The sequence below is a fragment of the Vibrio sp. V30_P3S12P165 genome, assembly GCF_009904905.1.
Taxonomy (GTDB): Bacteria; Pseudomonadota; Gammaproteobacteria; order Enterobacterales; family Vibrionaceae; genus Vibrio; species Vibrio fujianensis.
In genome coordinates this window covers 60,145-82,261 of sequence record NZ_WXWH01000006.1, presented here as the reverse complement: position 1 = coordinate 82,261, position 22,117 = coordinate 60,145, and the positions used below count along the sequence as shown (strand labels likewise).

General features: G+C 43.6%; 20 protein-coding genes. 14 read left to right on the top strand and 6 right to left on the bottom strand.

What is annotated here, in order from left to right; all coding sequences use genetic code 11:
- Positions 1-2: 2 nt before the first annotated feature.
- The 5 genes from CAG57_RS01715 (at position 3) to tatC (ending at position 3,784) form a co-directional block, all read left to right on the top strand.
- Complete coding sequence (locus tag CAG57_RS01715) at positions 3-608, top strand: ubiquinone biosynthesis accessory factor UbiJ (protein ID WP_161427241.1); 606 nt, start codon at positions 3-5, stop codon at positions 606-608.
- Positions 605-2,236: a ubiquinone biosynthesis regulatory protein kinase UbiB gene (ubiB, locus tag CAG57_RS01710; protein ID WP_099610333.1), complete on the top strand. Its 1,632-nt coding sequence runs from the start codon at positions 605-607 to the stop codon at positions 2,234-2,236. The genes CAG57_RS01715 and ubiB overlap by 4 nt, the downstream gene beginning before the upstream one ends.
- A 55-nt stretch (positions 2,237-2,291) precedes the next feature.
- Positions 2,292-2,534, top strand: a complete 243-nt coding sequence (gene tatA / locus CAG57_RS01705) for a Sec-independent protein translocase subunit TatA (protein WP_099610334.1) — start codon at positions 2,292-2,294, stop codon at positions 2,532-2,534.
- A gap of 3 nt (positions 2,535-2,537) precedes the next feature.
- Positions 2,538-2,960, top strand: coding sequence for a Sec-independent protein translocase protein TatB (gene tatB, locus CAG57_RS01700; protein ID WP_161427256.1), 423 nt, complete (start codon positions 2,538-2,540; stop codon positions 2,958-2,960).
- Between the two features lie 74 nt (positions 2,961-3,034).
- The gene (gene tatC / locus CAG57_RS01695) at positions 3,035-3,784 is read left to right on the top strand and encodes a twin-arginine translocase subunit TatC (RefSeq protein ID WP_099610336.1); all 750 of its coding nucleotides are present in this window, start codon (positions 3,035-3,037) and stop codon (positions 3,782-3,784) included.
- A gap of 92 nt (positions 3,785-3,876) precedes the next feature.
- On the opposite strand, the gene CAG57_RS01690 is transcribed toward tatC, so the two are convergent.
- On the bottom strand, positions 3,877-4,638 hold the full coding sequence (locus CAG57_RS01690; protein ID WP_099610337.1) for a TatD family hydrolase: 762 nt from the start codon (positions 4,636-4,638) through the stop codon (positions 3,877-3,879).
- Positions 4,639-4,834: 196 nt separating this feature from the next.
- On the opposite strand from CAG57_RS01690, the gene hemB reads away from it, so the two are divergent.
- The 3 genes from hemB to CAG57_RS16270 all read left to right on the top strand — a co-directional run bounded on the left by hemB (position 4,835) and on the right by CAG57_RS16270 (position 9,717).
- The gene (gene hemB / locus CAG57_RS01685; protein ID WP_161427257.1) at positions 4,835-5,878 is read left to right on the top strand and encodes a porphobilinogen synthase; all 1,044 of its coding nucleotides are present in this window, start codon (positions 4,835-4,837) and stop codon (positions 5,876-5,878) included.
- An 806-nt stretch (positions 5,879-6,684) separates the two neighbouring features.
- Complete coding sequence (gene polA / locus CAG57_RS01680) at positions 6,685-9,474, top strand: DNA polymerase I (protein WP_161427258.1); 2,790 nt, start codon at positions 6,685-6,687, stop codon at positions 9,472-9,474.
- 195 nt (positions 9,475-9,669) lie between these two features.
- Positions 9,670-9,717, top strand: a complete 48-nt coding sequence (locus CAG57_RS16270; RefSeq protein ID WP_438356636.1) for a hypothetical protein — start codon at positions 9,670-9,672, stop codon at positions 9,715-9,717.
- A 417-nt stretch (positions 9,718-10,134) separates the two neighbouring features.
- On the opposite strand, the gene yihA is transcribed toward CAG57_RS16270, so the two are convergent.
- On the bottom strand, positions 10,135-10,794 hold the full coding sequence (gene yihA, locus CAG57_RS01675) for a ribosome biogenesis GTP-binding protein YihA/YsxC (RefSeq protein WP_099610340.1): 660 nt from the start codon (positions 10,792-10,794) through the stop codon (positions 10,135-10,137).
- A gap of 142 nt (positions 10,795-10,936) precedes the next feature.
- Between yihA and CAG57_RS01670 the strand changes: the two genes are divergently transcribed.
- The 5 genes from CAG57_RS01670 (at position 10,937) to hemN (ending at position 14,981) form a co-directional block, all read left to right on the top strand.
- Positions 10,937-11,554 (top strand): c-type cytochrome, encoded by a 618-nt coding sequence (locus tag CAG57_RS01670; protein WP_099610341.1) that lies wholly within the window; start codon positions 10,937-10,939, stop codon positions 11,552-11,554.
- A 206-nt stretch (positions 11,555-11,760) separates the two neighbouring features.
- Positions 11,761-12,399, top strand: coding sequence for a class I SAM-dependent methyltransferase (locus CAG57_RS01665; protein WP_161427562.1), 639 nt, complete (start codon positions 11,761-11,763; stop codon positions 12,397-12,399).
- Entirely contained in the window at positions 12,399-12,956 is a 558-nt protein-coding gene (yihI, locus tag CAG57_RS01660) for a Der GTPase-activating protein YihI (protein WP_161427561.1), read from the top strand. Before CAG57_RS01665 ends, yihI begins: the two co-directional genes overlap by 1 nt.
- A 9-nt stretch (positions 12,957-12,965) precedes the next feature.
- Positions 12,966-13,454: a DUF2489 domain-containing protein gene (locus CAG57_RS01655; RefSeq protein WP_161427560.1), complete on the top strand. Its 489-nt coding sequence runs from the start codon at positions 12,966-12,968 to the stop codon at positions 13,452-13,454.
- Between the two features lie 138 nt (positions 13,455-13,592).
- Positions 13,593-14,981 carry an oxygen-independent coproporphyrinogen III oxidase gene (gene hemN, locus CAG57_RS01650; RefSeq protein WP_099610345.1) on the top strand — a complete coding sequence of 463 codons (1,389 nt, stop codon included), beginning with the start codon at positions 13,593-13,595 and terminating at the stop codon, positions 14,979-14,981.
- 51 nt (positions 14,982-15,032) lie between these two features.
- Here hemN and CAG57_RS01645 read toward each other — a convergent pair whose 3' ends face one another.
- From CAG57_RS01645 to hemC, 4 genes are read right to left on the bottom strand one after another with little or no spacing between them, the layout of a single operon-like run.
- Positions 15,033-16,250, bottom strand: coding sequence for a heme biosynthesis protein HemY (locus CAG57_RS01645; RefSeq protein WP_161427559.1), 1,218 nt, complete (start codon positions 16,248-16,250; stop codon positions 15,033-15,035).
- Positions 16,247-17,464 (bottom strand): uroporphyrinogen-III C-methyltransferase, encoded by a 1,218-nt coding sequence (locus CAG57_RS01640; RefSeq protein ID WP_161427558.1) that lies wholly within the window; start codon positions 17,462-17,464, stop codon positions 16,247-16,249. Before CAG57_RS01640 ends, CAG57_RS01645 begins: the two co-directional genes overlap by 4 nt.
- A gap of 15 nt (positions 17,465-17,479) precedes the next feature.
- Entirely contained in the window at positions 17,480-18,208 is a 729-nt protein-coding gene (locus tag CAG57_RS01635) for a uroporphyrinogen-III synthase (RefSeq protein WP_099610348.1), read from the bottom strand.
- 3 nt (positions 18,209-18,211) lie between these two features.
- Positions 18,212-19,147 carry a hydroxymethylbilane synthase gene (hemC, locus tag CAG57_RS01630; protein WP_161427557.1) on the bottom strand — a complete coding sequence of 312 codons (936 nt, stop codon included), beginning with the start codon at positions 19,145-19,147 and terminating at the stop codon, positions 18,212-18,214.
- A 429-nt stretch (positions 19,148-19,576) separates the two neighbouring features.
- Between hemC and CAG57_RS01625 the strand changes: the two genes are divergently transcribed.
- Positions 19,577-22,108 (top strand): class I adenylate cyclase, encoded by a 2,532-nt coding sequence (locus tag CAG57_RS01625; RefSeq protein WP_161433825.1) that lies wholly within the window; start codon positions 19,577-19,579, stop codon positions 22,106-22,108.
- Positions 22,109-22,117 lie beyond the last annotated feature (9 nt).

Sequence of the window (22,117 nt, the reverse complement as noted above, 5' to 3'; positions counted from 1 at the left end):
TTATGCCGATTCAGCCACTGATTACTGCGGTCATGGAAACAGCGCTTAATACCTTTATTCAGGATACTCCCGATTCAGCGCGTCGATTGGCTCGTTTAAAAGGTAAGGTCATTCAGGTGCATATCAAAGAGCTGAATCAGACCTTTACTTTTATTTTTAGCCAACAAATCGATGTGTTAGCGCAGTATGAAGGCCAAGCCGATTGTTTTTTATCCGTACAAATTTCCGTGTTACCTGAATTACGTGAGCAAGCCAACATAACCCAGCTAATTAAACAAGATCGTTTAATTTTACAAGGCGATATGCAACTCGCGCAAAAGTTTGCTCAATTGATTGAACAGAGTCAGCCGGATTTAGAAGAGTGGTTGTCGCGGATGACGGGGGATGTCGTTGCACACACAGTTGTGCAAGGGGCTAAAAATATGGCTCGATTAGCGAAGAACTGTCTCGATAAGCAACAACATCGTTGGGCTCAAGTGTTAACCGAAGAGTGGCGTCTTGCTCCTCCGCCGCTAGAAGTCGCTTATTTTTGTGATCAAGTTGATGACGTCAAAAGTCAAGCTGCGCGAGTGGAAGTAAAACTGAATCAGTTACTGGAAAAAGTATGACTCTTGCAGAACTAAAACGTTTATATCGCATCATTAAAGTACAGCTCGAATATGGTTTAGATGAACTACTACCTGAACATCGGTTAACCAAAGCCCCTATTTTAGCTCGTCAATCTCTTTTTTGGATCCGCAACCAACATAGTGATAAACCGCTTGGCGAACGGTTGCGCCTTGCGCTACAAGAGCTTGGGCCGGTGTGGATAAAATTTGGTCAGATGATGTCGACGCGTCGCGATCTCTTTCCTCCCCATATCGCGGATCAATTGGCATTACTGCAAGATAAAGTTGCTCCGTTTGATGGTAAGTTAGCCAAACAGCAGATGGAACAGGCACTGGGTGGGCCACTTGAAACTTGGTTTGATGATTTTGATATTCAACCCTTGGCCTCAGCTTCGATAGCGCAAGTACATACGGCAAAACTGAAGTCGAATGGGCGGGACATTGTATTGAAGGTGATTCGTCCTGACATTCGCCCTGTGATTAATGCAGATATCAAACTCATGTACCGCTTGGCTCGGATCATCGCCAAAGCGACAGAAGAATCTCGTCGTTTAAAGCCTGTGGAAGTGGTGCGTGAATATGAGAAAACCTTGCTCGATGAATTAGACCTTCGTCGTGAAGCGGCAAATGCTATCCAGTTAAGGCGTAATTTTGAGCAGAGTGAAGAACTCTATGTTCCTGAAGTGATTACCGATTTTAGTAATCAAACGGTGATGGTTTCTGAGCGAATATATGGCATTCAAGTTTCAGATTTAGAAACATTACACGCCAACGGAACTAACATGAAATTGCTAGCAGAGCGTGGCGTTAGCGTTTTCTTTACTCAAGTTTTCCGAGACAGTTTTTTCCACGCAGATATGCATCCTGGCAATGTTTTTGTTAACCCTCTGCATCCAGAAAATCCACAATGGATTGGATTAGACTGTGGTATCGTTGGCACACTCAATGCGGAGGATAAGCGTTATTTAGCGGAAAACTTTTTAGCTTTTTTTAATCGTGATTACCGTAAAGTCGCTCAATTGCATGTCGATTCTGGCTGGGTTCCGCACGATACAAACATTGATGAGTTTGAAGTGGCGATTCGTATTGTTTGTGAACCGATTTTTGCCAAACCTTTATGTGAAATTTCATTTGGTCATGTGTTGCTCAACCTGTTTAATACCGCAAGGCGATTCGAAATGGAAGTTCAGCCCCAGTTGGTTTTATTACAAAAAACATTATTGTACGTTGAAGGGTTAGGTCGTCAGCTTTACCCCCAATTAGATTTATGGCAAACAGCGAAGCCGTTTTTAGAAAAATGGATGATGCAGCAAGTTGGTCCGCAAGCGGTGATCAATGCGGTAAAAGAAAAAGCACCATTATGGGCTGAAAAATTACCAGAACTCCCAGAGCTTCTCTATGAGAGTTTAAAGCAAGGGAAAAACTTGAACATACGGGTCGAAGAGCTTTATCAAGGCTATCGAGCTTCGAAACGACAACAGTCGACTGGGCAGTTTTTATTTGGTGTTGGCGCAACTTTCATCGTATGCTCAGCACTATTATTTAGCCATTCTCCACCGCTTGCAGCAGGCACCGTTTTTGTTGGAGCGATAAGTTGGTGGTTAAGTTGGCGGGCTTACCGTCGATAAAGCAGATTATTTTTATAATCAATCATTGTGTAACATATAACCCGAGGTAAAAAGCATGGGTGGTATTAGTATTTGGCAACTTCTTATTATTGCCGTGATTGTCGTTTTGTTATTTGGTACGAAAAAACTACGTGGCATCGGCAGTGATCTTGGTAGTGCGGTAAAGGGCTTTAAAAAAGCCATGGCTGAAGATGAAGCAAGTAAGCCAGAGCAAGATGCTGATTTTGAATCAAAAAATTTACAGCAGAAGAAAACTGAGCACTCAAGCGAGTCTCAAAAAGACAAAGAGCAGGCATAAATCGTGTTTGATATCGGTTTTTGGGAACTGATATTAATTTCGGTGGTGGCACTGGTGGTGCTTGGTCCGGAGCGTTTACCTCATGCGATTCGTAGTGTGACTAAATTTATTGCTGCGGCGAAGGGGATGGCCAATAGCGTAAAAGATGAGCTAGCCCATGAGCTTAAAGTTCAAGAGTTGCAAGAACATTTACGTAAAGCTGAGCAACTCGGGATGAAAAACTTATCACCAGAATTGCAAGAATCAGTGGATAAGCTAAAACAGGCAGCACAGGAGGTGCAACGTCCTTACGCTTCAGCGGATAGAGCCTCGGCAAAGACTGGCGCTGGTTCTGATTCATCGGCCAGTGAGGGGGATCCGGCACAGCCGTCGTCACCCCGTTCGGCTCAATCTGCCGAAAAAGTGCCGAAACACCACACCGATTAATTCAGATATTTGTATTTATAAAAGAGTGGTGGCCTGAAACTACCACTCTTTTTTCAACGCTTGTTGAGGTTTCCATGTCATCCGTCGAACAGACTCAGCCGTTAATTAGCCATTTGTTGGAATTGCGCGATCGATTGTTACGCAGTATTGCTGCGGTAATTTTAGTCTTTATCGGTTTAATTTATTTTTCTAATCATATCTATGAATTTGTTTCTCGCCCTTTGGTTGAACGCTTACCCGAAGGGGCAACGATGATTGCGACCGATGTGGCATCTCCTTTTTTTACCCCACTTAAATTGACATTAATTGCCGCGGTGTTTTTGTCTGTGCCTTACATTCTTTATCAGGTATGGGCTTTTGTGGCACCAGGTCTATATAAACATGAACGACGACTCATTTTTCCGTTACTGATGTCTAGCTCTCTGCTGTTTTATTGTGGCGTCGCATTTGCCTATTTTGTGGTGTTTCCGCTGGTGTTTGGCTTTTTTACTGCCATTTCTCTTGGTGGTGTTGAGTTTGCCACTGACATTGCCAGTTATTTAGATTTCGTACTCGCCTTATTTTTAGCCTTTGGTATCGCTTTTGAAGTGCCAGTGGCGATTATTCTCTTGTGCTGGACAGGGGCGACAACGCCCAAAGCGTTAGCCGCCAAACGCCCGTATATTGTGGTTGCTGCATTTGTGGTGGGGATGTTACTTACGCCACCGGATATAATTTCGCAAACCTTGCTGGCTATTCCGATGTGTTTGCTATTTGAGGTTGGGCTATTTTTTGCGCGCTTCTACGGTCAACGAGGACAAGATGAAGAGCAAGAAACGCAATAACAAAGGCGAACAAATCGGCGTGTTGATATTGTTTGGTTTTTTAATCCGGCCAAGTGGGCGTTGCAGGTATGACTACAAATTAACGGGTATGATTACAAATTAAAGAGTTGTTTTGCGTTGTTTGTCGTCACACGATCTACTTCTGATAATTCTATTGAGCGTAATTCGGCAATACGCTCGGCAACCAAGCGGGTGTAAGCGGGTTCGTTGCGCTTTCCTCGATGTGGAACAGGTGCGAGGTAAGGGCAGTCTGTTTCTAGAATCACATAATCGAGATCTAAGTGTGGGATAACCTTATCCATGCCACCATTTTTAAAGGTACTGACGCCACCTAAACCAAGATGAAAACCGAGCGCATTGATCGCTTGTGCTTGCTCTTTCGTTCCGCCAAAGCAATGAAAAACGCCACGCAATTGACCGTTTTGTTCTTGTTTAAGAAGCGTTAACGTTTCTTCAATGGAATCACGAGTATGAATCACCACCGGAAGGTTAAGACTTTTCGCCCAGTTTAATTGAGTAATAAAGGCCATTTCCTGCTCGATCCGATAGGTTTTATCCCAGTAGAGATCGATGCCGATTTCTCCTACCGCGATAAACGCTCGCTGGCTTAACCATCGTTCAATTGTGGCTAAGGTCTGTGTAACCTCTTGATTAACATAACAAGGATGCAACCCCATCATTGAGCGGCATAGCGTGGGGTAGGCATCCTCCGTCGCGAGCATCGGAGCAATTGAATCGAGATCAATATTTGGCATTAGTATCTGCTCAATTCCTTGTTCAAGTGCGCGTTGGATGACTAACTCTCGATCATGATCAAATTCGTTGGCGTAGATATGGGCATGGGTATCAATCATAGAGCCTTCATTTAGTGAGTTAGATTTAAATCAGGCTTGATAGTATACGTGAGCATAAGCAAGAGATCATTTTTGTATTTTCATCGATAGATCCTAGCGCGCAATCATCAGAGTGATATGATCGGGTTAATATTTCCAATAATGCTCGCTATCATGGTTTCTTGTGGGTAAGTGAGCCATCAATAAGGAGAGTCGAGTGTCAGTATCTATTCAAGGTCAGTTTCCTGGGCGTCGTTTACGTCGTGTACGTAAACATGATTTCAGTCGTCGTTTAGTGGCAGAGCATCAGTTGTCGGTCAATGATTTGATTTATCCGATGTTTGTGCTTATGGGAAAAGATCGTCGTGAGCCAGTTGAGTCCATGCCTGGTGTTGAACGCTTTTCCATCGATTTACTGCTCGAAGAAGCGCAATACTTAGCCAAATTGGGTATTCCTGCCATTGCTCTTTTTCCTGTGGTGACACAGGATGCAAAAAGTCTCGACGCCGCAGAAGCTTATAATCCAGATGGCTTGGTGCAGCGAGCGGTGAAAGTCTTGAAAGAGCATGTCCCACAACTGGGAGTGATTACTGATGTAGCATTAGATCCTTTCACCACTCATGGACAAGATGGCATCATAGATGAGATAGGTTATGTCCTCAATGACGAAACGACGGAAGTGTTAGTCAAACAAGCGTTATCACATGCGCAAGCGGGTGCTGATGTTGTCGCGCCATCCGATATGATGGATGGTCGGATTGGCAAAATTCGGCAGGCGTTAGAAGAAGCTGGGTACATTCATACGCAAATTATGGCCTATTCAGCGAAATACGCTTCTTCTTATTATGGACCATTTCGTGATGCCGTTGGTTCGGCTAATAATTTGAAAGCTGGTAACAAGAAAAATTACCAGATGGATCCAGCGAATAGTGACGAAGCTTTGCATGAAGTGGCGATGGACATTAGTGAAGGGGCAGATATGGTAATGGTTAAACCGGGAATGCCCTACTTGGATGTCGTTCGGCGTGTAAAAACCGAGCTGCAAGTGCCAACATTCGCTTACCAAGTTTCTGGCGAATACGCAATGCATAAAGCCGCCATTGATAATGGTTGGTTAAAAGAGCGAGAAACGGTGATGGAATCACTGCTTTGCTTCAAACGTGCTGGTGCTGATGGTATTTTGACTTACTTTGCAAAGCAAGTTGCTGAGTGGATATTAGAAGATCAAGCTCAAGCCGCACAGCATTTACGCGATAAATAATTTTACAATGAAGGACTTAAAGGCGAGTTGTGTGCTCGCTTTTTCGATCATATCGTCGATTTAGCCAGCTCATTTCCCTTGTGATTAGGCTGCTTTTATCAATTAAATTTGTGATATTGATTGAATTTATCGAGGCCTTTTAACTTAAATGATATTTTTTATCATTTAGAACTTGACTCACCAATGATAATGATTATTATTAACCTTGTCTTAGGGAATAAATAACGTCAACTCATTGATTGCTTTCTGTTCTTGAAGGGGCCTTCAAGTCGCTATTAGCAGTAGAGAGGAAACGCGATTTTGTTCTTTTTGGCACGACATTGCTCACATTGCTTCCAGTGTAATATTTAGCTTTATGGAAAGTTGATCACTGAATTGACTTCACCTTGTATTGCTAGGCGACATCTTAGGGTGTCGCTTTTTTTATGCCTGTTATTCACTACGTTGTTAGTAAAGTGAATGAAAGTTAGCCGATCAATATCGTTTTCTTTGCTATTGATCTTAAACCAAGCAAAAGGATATCGAGTATCTTTTCCACAGAGCATGATCGCAAAAGGATCATTGGTGTTTTTAGTGATCCTGTTTAAATTTCTTAAAAAACAAGTTGTTATGTTTTAAGTGTTCTGGGTGTTTGCTTGATATTAACATTGTGGATAAAATGTATGAACAGACTTATCCACAGATTGGTGATTCATTAGACAGAATGAGGCTGTTGTAAGCTGGGCCGATTGGATGAGCTAGCATGGAAACCTAACGGTAGTCGTGGCATCCTAAGCACCTATTGTTGCTGATCGGATAACAAAACTATGGCTCGTATCCCTGATAACCCTCTTATTTTGATTGATGGCTCTTCCTATTTATACCGTGCATTCCATGCCTATCCTGGCACGATGAGTAATGGTGAAATTCCAACCAATGCCATTTATGGGGTCGTAAATATGGTACGAGCCATGATGCGCCAATTTGCGTCTGATCGTATTGCGGTTATTTTTGATGCGAAAGGTAAAACATTCCGCGATCAAATGTATGATCAATATAAGGCCAATCGGCCACCAATGCCGGATGATCTTCGTTGCCAAATTGAACCGCTGCATCAGATTATTCGGGCTATGGGTTTACCTTTGCTTTCTATTGAAGGGGTGGAAGCGGATGATGTGATAGGGACGCTGGCTCATCAGGCATCACAGGCAGGAATGCCGGTACTGATCAGTACCGGTGATAAAGACATGGCCCAATTAGTGAACGATCATGTCACCTTGATTAACACCATGACCAATGTTGTGATGGATCGTGAGGGCGTGATTGATAAATTTGGTATTCCGCCGGAATTGATCATCGATTATCTCGCTTTGATGGGGGATAAAGTGGATAACATTCCTGGTGTTCCGGGCGTAGGTGAAAAAACCGCAACGGCTCTTTTACAAGGCATCGGCGGTTTAAGTGATTTATATGATAACTTAGATAAAATTGCTGAATTAGGCTTTCGTGGTTCGAAAAGCATGGCGAAAAAGTTGGAAGAGCATCGTGATAATGCTCAGCTTTCTTACCAGCTTGCGACAATTAAGCGTGATGTTGAACTGGCTTGCACACCGGAATCGCTATTAAAAGCAACGCCTGATCGTGATGCTTTAATTGAGTTATATGGCAAGTTTGCCTTTAAATCTTGGTTAACCGAGTTGTTAGAAGGCGGCAGTGGTGTGGTGGAAGCAATAGAAAGAAAAAGCCCGCTAACAGAAGGTGTACAGCCTGGCGTTGTCAGCAACTCACCCGCAATCAATATTGATCGTAGCCAATATGAAACGATTTTAGATGAGCAACATTTTCATCGTTGGATGGAAAAGCTAAAACAGGCCGAAGTTTTTGCCTTTGATACCGAAACCGATAGTCTTGATTACATGGTGGCTAATTTAGTTGGGCTATCCTTTGCGGTTGCAGAGGGCGAAGCTGCTTATGTGCCTGTCGCGCATGATTATCTGGATGCCCCTCAACAACTCGATCGTGATTGGGTTCTGGCTCAGCTACAACCGCTATTGGAAGATCAACAGCAAGCGAAAGTAGGGCAAAACTTAAAGTATGATGCGAGTGTATTAGCGCGTTATTGTATCACCATGCGTGGTATTGCCCACGACACCATGTTAGCTTCCTATGTTTATAATAGCGTCGGCGGTAAGCATGATATGGATAGCTTAGCGTTACGTTTTTTACAGCACAGCTGCATTTCTTTTGAGCAAGTTGCAGGCAAAGGTAAAAATCAACTCACCTTCAACCAAATAGAATTGGAACAAGCCTCTCCTTATGCAGCAGAAGATGCCGATGTCACTTTGCGGCTGCATCATCGTTTACAAGCGTTATTAACCGCAGATGAGAAACTCAACACGGTTTATCGTGAGATAGAAGTTCCATTGGTTCCGGTGCTTTCTCGTATGGAACGGACGGGAGTGTTCATCGATGACCAATTGCTCGCTATTCAATCCCAAGAAATTTCGCAACGTTTGGTGGAATTAGAACGTAAAGCGTACGACATTGCAGGGCAAGAGTTTAACTTAAGCTCTCCGAAACAACTGCAAACTATTTTATTTGAACAAATGAAATTACCCGTGGTGAAAAAAACGCCGTCAGGTACGCCTTCGACCAATGAAGAAGTGTTGCAAGAATTAGCGCTTGATTATCCGTTACCAGCGGTGATTCTCGAATATCGTGGCTTAGCGAAACTGAAATCAACCTATACTGATAAACTACCCAAAATGATCAACCCGCGGACAGGGCGAGTGCATACCTCTTATCATCAAGCGGTCACGGCAACCGGGCGTTTATCTTCGACCGATCCAAACTTGCAGAATATTCCGATTCGTAATCATGAAGGGCGTCGTATTCGTCAGGCTTTTATTGCGCCATCGGGGTGGAAAATCATGGCGGTTGACTATTCACAAATTGAATTACGGATTATGGCTCATCTGTCGGGCGACAAAGCTCTGTTAGAGGCGTTCCAACAAGGCAAAGATATCCATGCAGCCACCGCTGCAGAAATACTGGGTATTGGTATTGAGCAAGTGAGTTCTGAGCAACGTCGCCGAGCTAAAGCGGTCAACTTTGGGCTCATTTATGGTATGAGCGCTTTTGGATTAGCAAAACAACTGGGCATTCCTCGCTCTGAAGCTCAACATTATATGGATAAGTACTTTGAGCGTTATCCTGGCGTGATGCAATATATGGAAGAGACTCGTCGCACCGCCGCTGAGCAGGGGTATGTTGAAACCCTCTTTGGCCGTCGTCTTCATCTGCCTGAAATTAAATCTCGTAATGGAATGCGTCGTAAAGCGGCAGAGCGAGCAGCCATCAACGCACCGATGCAGGGCACGGCGGCAGATATCATTAAAAAAGCCATGTTATTGGTGGATCACTGGATCGAAACAGAAGGCCAAGGTCGAGTGAAATTACTAATGCAAGTACACGATGAACTGGTATTTGAAGTCGAAGAGTCAGCTTTATCCGAAATTGAAAGTAAAGTACAAGAATTGATGGAGTCAGCGGCAACGCTTAAGGTACCTTTAGTGGCCGAAACTGGGCATGGAAATAACTGGGATGAGGCGCATTAAGTCTTAAAAAATCCTTTTTATCGCTTGAATCTATGAGCCAGCGCACAAACGTTGGCTTTTTTTTATACATAAAAAAATAAACGCATTTCAAACGCTTATGTTGTTTAACAAAAAATTAATGAAAAAAAACTACAAAAATGGTTTTCATTTCTGACCAATTGTTGTACATTTAATTTCGTAGGGTACAGAGGTAAGATGTTCTATCTTTCAGACCTTTTGTTTCACGTTATTGGATTAGGCTGATTCAGCCGCCCCAGTCACCTTTTGACTGGGGCGTTTTTTATTCGATTCTCTTTCATTTTCCCCGTTATTTTTGCTCACAAACGCTTCGCGTTACTTCGTTAAACACCCGGTTACTGATCACTGTAAAATGAATATAAATATCATTTCTGTAATTAAACATTAATCACATTTCTTGTTTTTTCTAGATAGAAACTAAGTAATTGTTGTTGTGTGTTTTTCGCTAATATTCTGAATTTAATAACAATATGTTATTGGCTATAAAAACATGAGCCAATAAAGTTAATCTGCTGTAGGGTGTTGTAATTTAGACGGGTTTGAGGAATGCTAAAGGCATAATAATAATTACCTCCTATTTCTCTCCCGTTGCCCCACCAGGATGGTGGGGATTTTTATTGGTATGGCAGGAGCTGCTTATCTTTATTCAGCTGCGGGGATTTGGTTATTCTCTGCTTGTTGAGCTTCAAGCTGCTGTAATTGTGGGGCAAACCAAGTGTCTAGTTTTTGGCGCAACGTATCAACCCCAAGACCGTTTAATGAAGAAAAAACATCAACACTGACATCACCGCCAAAGGTCAGAGCTTGCTCTCTAATTTTTAGCAGTTGTGCTTTACGTGCGCCACTTTTGAGCTTATCCGCTTTTGTTAGCAGTACTTGTACCGGAATCGAACATTCCACCGCCCAAATAATCAGTTGTTGATCAAGATCCTTCATCGGATGGCGAATATCCATCAAAACCACGAGCCCTTTTAGACAAGCGCGCTGTTGTAAATACTCTCCCAATGATTGTTGCCACTTTTTCTTCATTTCGAGCGGTACTTGGGCGAATCCATATCCAGGAAGATCTACAATATGGCATCCATCCGTGACTTTAAACAGGTTAATTAACTGAGTTCGACCGGGGGTTTTACTGGTTTTAGCTAGGTTCTTTTGGTTAGTTAACCGATTGAGAGAACTTGATTTTCCAGCATTAGAGCGTCCTGCAAACGCAATTTCGATACCTTCATCTTCTGGAAGATGGCGAATATCTGGGGCGCTGGTAATGAAATGCGTGTTTTGGTAATGAATTTTTACGCTCACGGTTCTGTTAACTCCATCTCGACTTTTTTGTAGTCAATTGATTACTTTTTTGTGAATTTGTGTAAAATAAATGTGCTCGGAACGAGGTTGCTTATTGTACCATGAGTGGTACTGGAAGCTTGATAATTATAAATGGAATGTCATGAAGAAATTAGCGCTAATCTTGAGTATCTTAGCCTGTGGCTCGGTATGGGCACAAGGCAATATTGAGGCCGGTAAAGCGAAATCGGAAACGTGTGTTGCCTGTCACGGTGCCGACGGGAACGGTATAATCACGACCTATCCAAAACTTGCTGGTCAGCATAGGATTTATCTAGAGAAACAGTTGAAGGATCTTAAACTGGGCATCGTCAGTGGGGGAGCGCAAGGGCGATACGATCCGGTGATGAGTGCCATGGCGATGCCTCTAAGTGAGCAAGATATGGCGGATCTTGCTGCCTATTATGCTTCTTTGCCTATTTCAGACAATGCAACACCGGAAGACGTGGTTGATAAAGGCAAGGTACTCTATAGTGCTGGTGATCTTTCGCGAGGTTTAACCGCGTGTATTGCGTGCCATGGCCCGCGGGGTAATGGTACGGCGCTTTCTGGTTTCCCAAAAATATCCGGACAACATGCTGATTACATCAAATTGCAGTTAGAAAAGTTTCGTGATGATAGCCGCAATAACGACATGAATGCCATGATGCGTGATGTCGCAAAAAAACTGACCGATGCCGATATTGATGTGCTCTCCAAATACGTTGGTGGTTTACATTGACCTTGAGCCTATTTCATGACTAATTTTCAGGCATTCGATCGCCCTTGCACATGTGTTGCTGGGGCGATGACGCTGTTACTGCTCTGATGATAATTTCATGCTCATGGCTATCTTTTTCCGAAAATTGCTGAAATTTTAACCCTACACTCTCCACTCTCACACGCATTTCTGGTATGTTGCGCATCCCCAAGTTGAGGAACGTTTTTATGCATACTTGTCCCTTGTGCCACAGTCATCATGTTGAGGCTTATTTTGAAGATAAGCACCGCAGCTATGTGCGATGTCAAGTGTGTCACTTGGTGTTTGTTCCACCGGCTCATCGATTGAGTGCGGAGCGTGAAAAAGCGTTCTATGATTTACATGAAAATAATCCTCATGATTTAGGATATCGTCGTTTTTTATCTCGGCTCTGTGAACCGATGTTAGAAAGACTAAATCCTCAATCTGTTGGGTTGGATTTTGGTTGTGGTCCGGGGCCAACATTATCACTTATGTTGGCAGAGGCGGGGCACAGCGTTGCGTTGTATGATCATTTTTTTTATCCAAAGCAAGAGGTGCTTCATACGCGCTATGATTTTATGACTGCCAGCGAAGTGATTGAGCATTTGCATGATCCTCACACTATCTGGCAACAATGGCTGAATTTAGTTAAGCCAGGAGGCTGGATTGGTCTCATGACCAAACTGGTAAAAAACGTGGATGCGTTTGCTGGGTGGCACTACAAAAATGATCTCACCCATGTGAGTTTTTTTAGTCGTGAAACCTTTCAGTTTTTGGCTGAGCGGGATAAGCTCGAACTTGAATTTATCGGTAGTGATGTAATTTTACTGAGGAACCCCCAGTAATGTCTCGAGAAAAGAAAACCAAAACAGGTATTAACGGTGACCTCGTTTTTGCTCGTAAACATAATCGTACGAATGCAGAAATGGAAGGCCGTGAACGTAAGAAACAGAAAAAACGTAAAGGACTAAAAAGTGGTAGTCGCCATTCTGATGGCAGCTCTGCTAGCCAAGGAGCGGGGACTCAAGCGCGAGATCCTCGTTTAGGTAGTAAGAAAAAAATCCCATTGGTGGTGGAAACCAATAAAAAAGCCAGCAAACAGGCTCGCCGTTTGGACGCAGAGCAAGAACTGAAGCAGTTAGAGAACGATGCTCAGCTGAATGTTTTGCTTGATCGCTTGGATAATGGTGAAAAGCTTGGTGCAGGCTTACAAAAGTATGTCGATGAAAAACTGGATCGAATTGAGACCTTAATGACTCAACTTGGCTTATTGGTTGAAGAAACGGAGGAGGAGGTTGAACCGGTGGCAGTACCAACGAAATCAGAGCGACGTAAACCAACCTCAGATGACGATTTACTGGCTCAATTTGAAACCTTGGACCTAGACGACTACAAAGGATAGGGCAAACTCATGAATGGGACTTTACTAGCCGTTATTGGCGCTACGATTATTTTCGCTCTGGCAAGTTATGCTGCTTACTTATTGTGGAAGTTGAGAAGGCAAACTCAACTGCAGCAGCAATACCAGACATTAGCCATAGAAAAACGTAACGCAAATATTTTTGAGAGCGTAAATACGCTCTGTTTGGCTGGTATTCAAGGCCAATGTGATTTGTCTGAAATCGCTATTCGTGTGTACTGCATTATGGATTATGTTCAAGGTGAAGCGCGGGTGGATTTTGAACAAAGCTACCCAGCGATCACCGAGCTGTATCATATTGTCAAAGATATGCCACGCGGAGAAGCTCGGCAGAATATGCTTAAGCAAGAGCGGATGCGACAAAATTTGACTCGGCAAAAAGCAGAAGTTCGTTTAAATGATGCGATTGTTTCCGAGCTTACATTACTCCGACAACATGTTCAGCCATTGAATCAGCAAATCCATATTCAAATGCTTTAGCGGCGGTTTGCGCTCAAGAAGAAGTGATCCGGCTAGCAATTTAGAATATTTTATCCGCAAATTGTCTTTTGCCACCCGACCTTATTCGGGTCGTGTGGCAAACTATCGCGTTACAAATTCATCACGGGAAGAGTCACTATGTTGTCGAAAGTCGTACCCAGTCAGCAAATCGTATGGGATCAAGCCATTTTAGACAAGTACAACTATTCAGGGCCTCGTTACACTTCCTATCCGACGGCGGTGGAATTCCATGAAGCCTTTACCATTGCCGAGTATGATATGGCGTGTACCCGTTATCCAGAACGACCGCTTTCGCTGTATATTCATATCCCATTTTGCCATAAGCTTTGTTATTACTGCGGCTGTAATAAAATTATTACTCGTCACTCTCACAAAGCCGATGAGTATCTTGATGTCCTTGAGCATGAAATTCGCCAACGGGCTTCACTATTACAAAATCGTCAAGTTTCTCAATTGCACTTTGGTGGTGGTACACCTACTTTTTTGACGCATAAGCAAATTAGTCGCCTAATGAGTTTGCTACGCGAAGAGTTTCAGTTTCAGGTTGATGCTGAGATTAGCATTGAGGTTGACCCACGCGAAATTGAGCTTTCCATCTTGGATCATCTTTATAGTGAGGGGTTTAATCGGGTTAGTATTGGGGTTCAAGACTTCAATAAAGAAGTACAGCAGTTAGTTAATCGTGAACAAGATGAGCAATTTATTGTTGATTTAGTCGCGCGAGCTAAGCGGCTGGGCTTTCGCTCAACCAACCTAGATTTGATTTATGGCTTACCTAAACAAACAGTATCCAGTTTTCATCAAACATTAACACAAGTGCTACAGATGAAACCGGGGCGGTTATCCGTTTTTAACTATGCTCACATGCCACAGTTGTTTGCTGCACAACGAAAAATCAAGCAAGAAGAATTGCCTGCTGCCGAAGAGAAAATGGCAATTTTACAAGATAGTATTAATACCTTAACCACCGCCGGTTATCAGTTTATTGGTATGGATCATTTTGCGCTACCTGATGATGAATTAGCGATAGCCCAGCGTGAGGGGGTTTTGCATCGAAATTTTCAAGGTTATACCACACAAGGAAACTGTGACTTAGTTGGATTTGGTGTATCGGCGATTTCGATGATTGGGGATGTGTATGCACAGAACCAAAAAGAGCTAAAGCGTTATTACCGCCAAGTTAACGAAATGCGGCACGCATTATGGAAAGGCGTATCTCTTGACCGTGATGACTTGGTGAGAAGAGAAGTTATCAAACAGTTAATTTGCAATTTTAAACTTGATAAAGCCATAATCGAAAAACAGTTTTCGATTCAGTTTGACCATTATTTCCAACTTGATTTATCGTTACTGCAAACCTTTATTGATGATCAATTAGTGGTGGTCGATAACCAATCGATCCAAGTGACGTTACGAGGTCGATTACTGATTCGAAATATCTGTATGTGTTTTGATAAGTATCTCCGTCAGCGTGCGCGTCAGCAACAGTTCTCTCGTGTCATTTAATCTGCGCCATTCCTCCCTAGCTAGCTTCAGCTAGGAAGGCGTAACTTTTATTTATTGCTCATGCAGGATAAGAGAGTGTTGATTATTCTTTTGCTTAGTAAACAGTGATAAAGCCTTCCGTGCTACATCGTGGGCGGCTTGTGGACGATTTTGTTGATCTAAAACTTCAGCTAAATAAGCGTAATCAGATGCGTCAGGGCGAATCGATAACGCTTTTTCCAGATGTTGCTGAGCGTCTTGCCACTGTTGAGAGCGTAACAAAAGCTGACCTAAGGCACTATGCAGATCCGGATTGTTGCTATCTTGACGTAACTGCTGCTGTAGAAAAGCAGTGATTGGGTGATGATCTGGAATATTTAACTGCGGAAGCAGGGCGTATAGCTCAGGTGATGGCTGTTTTTTTAGCCCTTCTTTGATAAGAGTGAATGCTTGATGATCCGCTTTACGCTTCATCAGCTGTTGAACTAATGTCGCCACCATTGCTGGCTGGTTTTTGAGTTTTTTAGGTAGTCCTGACCAGTACGTTAATAAACCCTCGCTGCCTTTTTCGCTCGCAACCGTCGTGAGTATGCCTTGCTGAGCGGTTAAAGTGAGTTGCTCTGCCTCTGAACGGGTAAGCAATTGTGCTTTGACCAGCTTAGGAAGTAAATCGAGCAGCGGTTGCCATTGTTCGAGCGCGAGATAAACTTGCTTCAGTAGTTTTATAATCATCAGATGGTCAGGATGGTCACGATGTAACTGGGTGAGAGTATCAAGAGCAGCAGACCAGTTTTTTTCGCTCAGTTGTTGCTTAGCTCGAGTTAATTCCACCGCTAAAGCCGCGTCTTTTTGTTGAGCGGCTAAAGCCAGATAATGATCGCGTTGTTTGGTCTTACCCATCCCGTGAGCGGCTTCGGCGGCAATGAGATAACAGAGTTGTGGCATATCATGGTAGTTAGCCCAACGAGTGACTTTACGTTCAGCTTGTTTCCAATCGCCTTCTAATAATTTAACAATGCCTTCATTAGTATAACGTCGTGAATGACGCTGTTTGCGAACACTGAACCAGTTCCAAGTCGTACTACTGGCGCGCAGTAGTTTCTTAATAAGATACTCGAGGAAAAACAACCCAGCGAGGGTGGCTATCATCAAAATAACGAGTGTCGTAACACTCATTTCTAGGGTTTTGTTGGCAATGGAAATCAATACGTACCCTTGTTGACCGGCATACTGAGTTCCTGCAAATAATCCCAACCCCAATACGATAAAGAGAAATAGTAGGCGAATCATTGGGCTTTCTCCTCCGTGGTGATGGATGAGACTGAACGACGTAAGCGTTCTTGAATGATATCCGTAAGCGGTTGTTGACTTGTGAGCGTTTGTGGATAAGTCACGGTAATCGTTTTTTCTGACAGTTGAGCCAGAGTACGATTGAATGCGTTGACCTGATTGTCTTGTAAATTAAAAAAGGTTTCAGACCACTGTTTTGCAGTGATGAGCGAGGTGTGGTAGATCGTGGTCTGCTCGTCGTAGACGGCTTTGATGGCGGTTTCTAATTTTGCTTTTAGGTTTTCGCGTAAATAAAAGTGTTGTTCAGGCGACAATAAGGGAACGGCTTGTCCATCTCGAGTGCGGAACGTAATAAAATTATCACTAAATGCTTTAAGTGAGGCCATTAAGTTACTTTGCCAGTCGCCAAGATTGTCTGAAACCGTGACTGGTTCAGTTTGTGTCGCTTCGGGCAGAATTGCATTCGCTAATGGCAGTTGGTCTACCACTTGCTGCAAACTGAGCAGGGTTAAGACTAACCCTTCTTTATCAAGTAAAGGAATCGCTTTGAGGGTCGTAATGTCATGGGCCATCGCTTTACGTAGTGGCGCTAAGCTGGGATCATTGAGCTGCGCAATTCGTTGATCGGCGCTTTCCATCAACAGTGTGGCACTTTCAATATCTTGCTCTAAGAATAATTTACGGCCAGCTAATTTTACTAAATAATCCGCTTCTGCGAGCAGCCAATCGTTAGGGCGGCGTCCTTTAATATCAGCAATGGCTAATTGTAAGCTTTCGATACTTTTGTGTTGCTGGTTGAGTTCTACTTCTGAGCGAGTGGCGATCTCTGTGGCAGCGTTTATGGCGGCATTTTTGATGGTATCTAGTTCAGTGTGTAAGCCCTGGCGTGTTTGATTAAGCTCAGCGCGTAGCGCACTTAATTGGGTTTGATACAAGGCCTGTTGTTGCTGAAAGTGTAAGGTGAGTCCGGCACTAAATAAAATGGTTAACACGATGGCGATGGTGGCTAATTTCGTTCCTCGCTGAGTGGTGGGTTTTATTTCCGTAGGCTGAACGGTTGTGTTCGATTTCGAGTGTGATGATGAAGCGGAAGACGCCATTTTTTTCCGTTCCTTGTGGTTATGTGTGCCCTGAGGAGTGACACCAGAGGAAGCTGAGGCATTGGGTTCTAAATTGTCAGGTTCCTGCTGTGGATTGTTTTTTTTATCTGTCATGGCTAGAGTCCTGTGTTAAGGCTGGAGAGCCGCCACGAGGTCGTGGTTTGCTGCACTTCCTGTTATCACAATATGTTGAAAGCCGAGAGCGATTGCTTCACGGCCAATACGTTCACTGGGAACCAGTAGCCGCAGTTGACAGGCCCAAGCTTGCGCGTGAGCGGTCAATTGCGACATGAAAAATGTTAGTTGGTGGAGACTGGTTATAATTAAGGTATCCACGTTTACTTGCTGCCAACGTTGTAACATTGGCTGCCAATCAAATGGCAGTTCAACACGACGATAGACTTCACGACACCAGACTTGTGCGCTTCGTTGGGTGAGCGTCTGTGAAATGAGTTCTCGTCCACCATTTCCCCGCAGAATGACCATTCGTTTTTGGTGGACTTCCTGTAAAACCGGAAGTTCCAATAAATGCTCACTGTCGCTGATCTCTGGGTAGTGTACTGGTTGTTGGCATGCCTTGCTTAAAACTTGTGCGGTTTTTTGACCAATGGCAAGATAAATCGCATTAGTTGGCCAAGGTAGCCCTTGTGCTTGAAGCCCTTGCTGAGTCAGACTGACGGCTGATTGGCTGACAGCCATGATGAGGTCGTATTGAGCCAGTTCGACACAGAGTTGCGTCAATTCTCTACCTGCGGTAATGGTGATGAGTGGATGATGAAGTGCCTTATATCCACGCTCTGTTAAGCGGTGACAAAGTTCAATACCGTCTTCGCCGGGACGTGTAACGAGTATGGCCATGGTTTACTGGTGCTCAGAATACAACTTAGTTAAGATTTCTCTCGCTCCTTGTTCAAGCAGTTGATTAGCGAGTTGAATACCTAGCTGCTCGGCGTGCTGACGATCACCCCGAATTTCTCCTCGGATGATGTGCGAACCATCTGGTTCACCGACTAACGCTCGCAGCCAAATTTGCTTACCTTCCAAGACGGTATAACTACCAATAGGCACTTGACAGCCACCCTGCAAGGTTAAATTCATCGCGCGTTCGCAGCGGACGCGATCCGCCGTATCTAGGTGATTAAGTGGCTCAAGCAGTGTGAGTAGGCGTCGATCATTTAAGCGACATTCAATACCAACCGCTCCTTGACCAACGGCTGGCAGCGATTGTTCGGGTTCAAGAAAGCTAGCGATCCGATCTTCGAGCTTCAAGCGTTTAAGCCCTGCGGCGGCTAGTACGATAGCATCAAATTCTCCGGCATCCAGCTTTGCTAAGCGAGTGCCGACATTACCGCGCAATTGTTTGATGGTAATATCTGGGCGAGCTTCTTTGATTTGGCATTGGCGGCGTAAGCTACAAGTACCTACAATTGCACCATGAGGAAGCTCATCAAGAGAAACATAGCGGTTCGAGACGAAAGCATCTCGAGGATCGTCACGTTCACAAATTGTCACTAAACCTAAGCCATCGGGAAAGTCGACCGGGACATCTTTCATCGAGTGAACGGCTAAATCGGCCCTGTTTTCCAGTATAGCTAGTTCTAACTCTTTGACAAAAAGCCCTTTTCCTCCGACCTTAGCCAGGGGAGTATCGAGTAACACATCGCCTCGGGTGACCATGGTTACTAGTTCCACTTCCAACTCCGGATGCGCTGCTTGTAAAGCATCTTTGACAAAATGTGCTTGCCATAAAGCCAGTGGGCTTTGGCGGGTAGCAATACGAATCGGCGTGGTGGTCATAATCATCCCATAAAAACAGTCAACAATAACAGTATCCTAACATTGTGGACGAGAAAGTCTTACTACTAGATAGTCAGTCGGCGTTTTTGTGATTAAATTGAACTGAATTGACTAAAAGAATGTGATTAATCTCTCGTTTGTTCGCGGACTGACTAGGAGAAAACGCGTCTTCTCGCACACACTGATGGCCTATTTTATTTGGATCAGAACGCTGGCAATATAGAAGAGAAATGGTCGTGAACCGCACGACTATGCAGCGAAAGTTAGCTAACATGCTGATTTCTTCACGATGGTACAACTTTAGTCGAGTGATAAAGGGAGATAGCTTTACCCAGTCCGATTAAAGTGTTAAATTGATCACGTTTTGTTGGCGCTTTCGCGTAAAACATAACCAAAGCGCGCATTAATGTTTCAACCAAGGAACCAACCTTGCAGGCTTACACCACGACCTTAATTCAACGACTGGATAATCTCAACCGGCAACGAACTGAACGGGCGCTGGCGCTTATGGATTTACAAGGTCAACGTGTTTTTCAATTAATTCCTGCATTGCTGCATTACAACCATCCGTTAATTCCTGGCTATTTAGACCAGCAAGTTCCCCATGGTATCGACAATTTTGAGATGAATGCGGTTCAGCAGCAATTAGTCGAAGATACCGAACTGGCGTTAGGTCAGCCGCTTCATGCTCCTAAACAACCGATGATTTTAGGGCTTTACACGATGGGGAGTACCTCATCCATCGGGCAAAGTTCATCCAGTGACTTAGACATTTGGGTCTGTGTATCGGCGTCGATGGATTGTGATGATCGAGAAAGTTTAAGCAATAAGTGCTTGCTCATTACTGATTGGGCGAAAAATCAAGGCGTTGAAGCGAACTTTTTTATCATGGACGAGCAGCGTTTTCGGCATAACCGTTCTGATAAAATGACCGGTGAAAACTGTGGTTCCTCACAACATTTGCTGTTATTAGATGAATTTTATCGTTCGGCAGTTCGGCTAGCTGGTAAACGGTTGCTGTGGCAAATTGTCCCGCCAGAGATGGAAGAGTGTTACGAAGAATATGTCGAGCAGCTTTGTGCTAACCAATATATTGATTGTTCAGAGTGGATCGATTTTGGTCGCTTAAACCGTATCCCTGCCGAAGAGTATTTTGGTGCTAATTTATGGCAACTGTATAAAAGTATTGATTCACCGTATAAATCCGTACTTAAAGCCACGCTGTTGGAGGCTTATTCATGGGAGTATCCTCATACGCAACTGCTCAGTATTGATACCAAGCGCCGCTTTTTTGCTCATGAGCCTGATTTGTATGGGATGGATGCCTACTATTTGATGCTTAAAAAAGTGACGCGCTATCTCCTTCAGATCGGTGATCATACTCGACTCGATTTAGTTCGGCGTTGTTTTTACTTGAAAACTCATGAAAAGCTCTCACGCGAAGCGCAAGTCGATTCGGTCGCGTGGCGACGGGAAGCTTTGCAACATATGGTGCAAGAGTGGCAATGGGACACGGCAACCCTGCAAGAATTAGATAACCGTCGGCATTGGAAAGTGGAGCAAGTAAAAATCGTTCACCATGCTTTACTTGATGCGTTAATGCTCAGTTATCGTAATTTGATTCAATTTGCCCGTCGTCATGACATTACTTCGGCAATCAGTCCGCAGGATATTTCGATTTTAGCGCGTAAGCTGTATGCCGCATTTGAAGTTTTACCGGGTAAAGTGACCTTATTAAACCCCCAAATTTCGCCAGATTTACATGAAACTGACTTAACATTTATCGAAGTCCCAACGGGGCGAATAAATCCTTTCGGTTGGTATTTGTATAAACAACCACCAATTGCACAACGCATGATGGGGCAGCGTTATTTAGAACAGAATGAATATTTAAGTAAACTGGTCGCTTGGGCTTTTTTTAATGGATTAATTACCGAGTCAACCAATTTGCATTCGGTCGTTCGTTGTGCTCAGTTGGATCTTGATAAATTTTATCAAATGGTGAGCGATTTACGCAATACTTTTTCTCTGCATAAACGACGCCCTACAATGGCAGCACTGGCTAGCCCATGTGAAATCAGCCAACTGGCAATGTTTATCAATTTTGAAAGTGATCCCACGGTGCAACTTGCTGGTAAATCGTTAAAAGTCGATTTAAAAACGTTGGATATTTTTAGTTTCGGCTCTCAACAGCAGTGCTTAGTGGGTAGTGTTGATTTGGTTTATCGCAACTCATGGCAAGAAGTACGTACGCTGCATTTTAAAGGAGAAACGGCGATCCTTGATGCCCTAAAAACGATATTGGGTAAAATGCATCAAGATGCACTTCCTCCTGAATCGGTCGATGTTTTTTGCTACAGTAAAAATTTACGTGGTGTGATGCGTAATTTGATTTATCAACTGTTGGCAGAATGTATCGATCTGCGTCTTAAACCGGTGGAACAAGAAAAACGTCGTCGATTTAAAGCGTTACGTCTCGGAAAACAGATGTATGGATTGTTTTTTGAACGACGCGGTGTGTCTGTTCAAAGGTTAGAAAACTCGGTTGACTTCTATCGCAGTATCTCCAGTAATAAGTTGAAAGGGTCACCGTTGCTGATGCTAGATAGAGAGCAGGATTATCAGCTTCCAGAGGTCGTCGATGGATTTGCCAGTGAAGGGTTAGTACAGTTCTTTTTTGAAGACACCGAAAAAGGATTTAATATTTATGTGCTAGATGAAGCCAATCGGATCGAAGTTTACCATCAGTATAATGGTGAAAAAGATGAGATGATTGCCAGTGTTAATAGCTTTTATACTTCAGTTCGCGATGATAATAAAATTGCCTCGAAATTAATTAATTTTAACTTACCCCAATATTATCAGATCATTCATCCCGAGGAAGGAGAAAGCTACGTGGTACCTTATCGTAACGACTCGGTACTCTATTCGCGCCCCTCTAAAGCGGTTCATGGTTATTGATGAAACATG

Excerpts from the sequence above, each read along its gene's own strand:
- CAG57_RS01715 (WP_161427241.1), top strand. The coding sequence starts at position 3 with ATGCCGATTCAGCCACTGATTACTGCGGTCATGGAAACAGCGCTTAAT.
- ubiB (WP_099610333.1), top strand. The coding sequence starts at position 605 with ATGACTCTTGCAGAACTAAAACGTTTATATCGCATCATTAAAGTACAG.
- tatA (WP_099610334.1), top strand. The coding sequence starts at position 2,292 with ATGGGTGGTATTAGTATTTGGCAACTTCTTATTATTGCCGTGATTGTC.
- tatC (WP_099610336.1), top strand. The coding sequence starts at position 3,035 with ATGTCATCCGTCGAACAGACTCAGCCGTTAATTAGCCATTTGTTGGAA.
- CAG57_RS01690 (WP_099610337.1), bottom strand. The coding sequence starts at position 4,638 with ATGATTGATACCCATGCCCATATCTACGCCAACGAATTTGATCATGAT.
- polA (WP_161427258.1), top strand. The coding sequence starts at position 6,685 with ATGGCTCGTATCCCTGATAACCCTCTTATTTTGATTGATGGCTCTTCC.
- CAG57_RS01670 (WP_099610341.1), top strand. The coding sequence starts at position 10,937 with ATGAAGAAATTAGCGCTAATCTTGAGTATCTTAGCCTGTGGCTCGGTA.
- CAG57_RS01665 (WP_161427562.1), top strand. The coding sequence starts at position 11,761 with ATGCATACTTGTCCCTTGTGCCACAGTCATCATGTTGAGGCTTATTTT.
- yihI (WP_161427561.1), top strand. The coding sequence starts at position 12,399 with ATGTCTCGAGAAAAGAAAACCAAAACAGGTATTAACGGTGACCTCGTT.
- CAG57_RS01655 (WP_161427560.1), top strand. The coding sequence starts at position 12,966 with ATGAATGGGACTTTACTAGCCGTTATTGGCGCTACGATTATTTTCGCT.
- hemN (WP_099610345.1), top strand. The coding sequence starts at position 13,593 with ATGTTGTCGAAAGTCGTACCCAGTCAGCAAATCGTATGGGATCAAGCC.
- CAG57_RS01645 (WP_161427559.1), bottom strand. The coding sequence starts at position 16,250 with ATGATTCGCCTACTATTTCTCTTTATCGTATTGGGGTTGGGATTATTT.
- CAG57_RS01640 (WP_161427558.1), bottom strand. The coding sequence starts at position 17,464 with ATGACAGATAAAAAAAACAATCCACAGCAGGAACCTGACAATTTAGAA.
- CAG57_RS01635 (WP_099610348.1), bottom strand. The coding sequence starts at position 18,208 with ATGGCCATACTCGTTACACGTCCCGGCGAAGACGGTATTGAACTTTGT.
- hemC (WP_161427557.1), bottom strand. The coding sequence starts at position 19,147 with ATGACCACCACGCCGATTCGTATTGCTACCCGCCAAAGCCCACTGGCT.